Raw genomic sequence first — 1,537 nt, 5'->3', positions numbered from 1 at the left:
GGGACCGTTTAAAACTGTGGGGTCAGGCGACCTTGAGCAATGGTGGTGTAGGGCTGATAAATCTCGCAATGTTGCCCGGGATAGGCTGCTTTGGCACTTCATATTTCGTTCGGTCAGACAGATCTCCGTTCAGCACTGATGCCCGGACTTTTAGCAGGTAATGCGCTCCGGTGCGTGACCATCGCATTTGTTGCTTTTTCACAAATCGCTTGGCAACAAGCCTGTTGACGCTCGCCTCAGCCGGTGCGGTCGAAACGCGCTTCCCATCTCGATACCGCTCGGCATAGTTGACCACCGATCCCTTGTTTCTTCTTATGTAGATTTGCAGGGTTTCGAGCAAATTGTCGGCGCGGTGCGCCCAAATGCTTGGCACCGTGTCTTTGGAAACATCTCGTCGAACCCTTGCTATGAGGGCCAACGCCCGGCCAGCTTGCCCGTTCCACAATCGCCACCTTATTTTTTCGACACGGTTCTCGAAGTTCGAGATGTGCTTCGGAACCGTTGCTGCGAGTTGCGCAAGCGGCTGTACCTTCATTGAAATATGGAACCAGTCGAGGATATGAGCCACCGGTTGCGGGAGCATGCCCGCCAGGCGCTTCAGGCATTCAGCACCGTCCGAAATGACGGTGATTTCACCCTGGTCAGCGTAGCCTTGCCCTTTTAACGCCAGGGCAGCCGTCACCTTCAATTCTTTGGGATGTGTACCTTCAAAAGCAAATACAGGTCCCGGCGGATCGCCTCTGCCACCTCGTCCGCAATGCCCAACGACCGCTTCAAACGTTCGACCGCCGTATCGCTTGATCAGGGGAATATGTGCCGTGTCGACGTTGAAGACAAATTCACTTGCCGGATCGCCCGCGAGCGCAAGCTCGAGCTGCGTTCTGTCCGGATAGTTCAGGTTTTCGAACCATCGCTGCTGCCTTTCAGCCTCTTCGATCCGCTTGCCTATGGCCAATGTGCGGTTGCGCAGCGTGGTGAAGGTTCGCGCCGATTGATCCGGCAAGAAAGTTGCCAATAGGTCTGATGCTTCACGATATGAGAATTTTGCGCCCAGTTTTGCGGAAAGCTCCAACAGTTCGGGCGTGGCGCGGTCCTTGCAAATATCGGCTGCAGGAGAAAAGGTGAAACAACATGCCGGATTGCACTTCTGGCAGACCATCAAGCGAGGGAAGCGCACAGGTATTTCACCAAAGACCGTCAATATCTTCCGATGGTTGTAATCCTTGATCGGCAGCATCCCCTTGCAGGTTGGACACACCCGGCAGTAGCGAACCCAAAGATCCAGCTGCTGCTCAACAATGATCTTCTGAACCTCTTTCATGATCGCCTTGCCGTCTTCGATCGAGCAGCCCAGCTTCCCGTCAGCCAGGCCGTCAAGATTCTTCTCGATCATAAACTCCTTGCGATATTCATCCCCAATTGGGTCAACGGCTTCCAAAGTAATGCGCCAATGCATTTGCGCCTCCACAGCAATGTTCTATGAAGACCAAGATTATCTCTTTTTCTGGATTTTACCCCGTGGTTTTGAACGGTCCCT

Annotated in this window: 1 protein-coding gene; it reads right to left on the bottom strand. The window is 53.6% G+C overall.

Features of this window, described 5'->3' with window-relative positions:
• Nucleotides 1–22: 22 nt before the first annotated feature.
• Nucleotides 23–1,456, bottom strand: a complete 1,434-nt coding sequence (locus OO25_RS22070; RefSeq protein ID WP_040183018.1) for an ISKra4 family transposase — start codon at nt 1,454–1,456, stop codon at nt 23–25.
• Nucleotides 1,457–1,537: the final 81 nt, after the last annotated feature.

Origin of the sequence: Phaeobacter sp. S60, from assembly GCF_000826845.1 — a bacterium.
Lineage (GTDB): Bacteria > Pseudomonadota > Alphaproteobacteria > Rhodobacterales > Rhodobacteraceae > Phaeobacter > Phaeobacter piscinae.
Note: the sequence above shows the minus strand (reverse complement) of the source record. Positions and strands in the feature narration are given on the sequence as shown.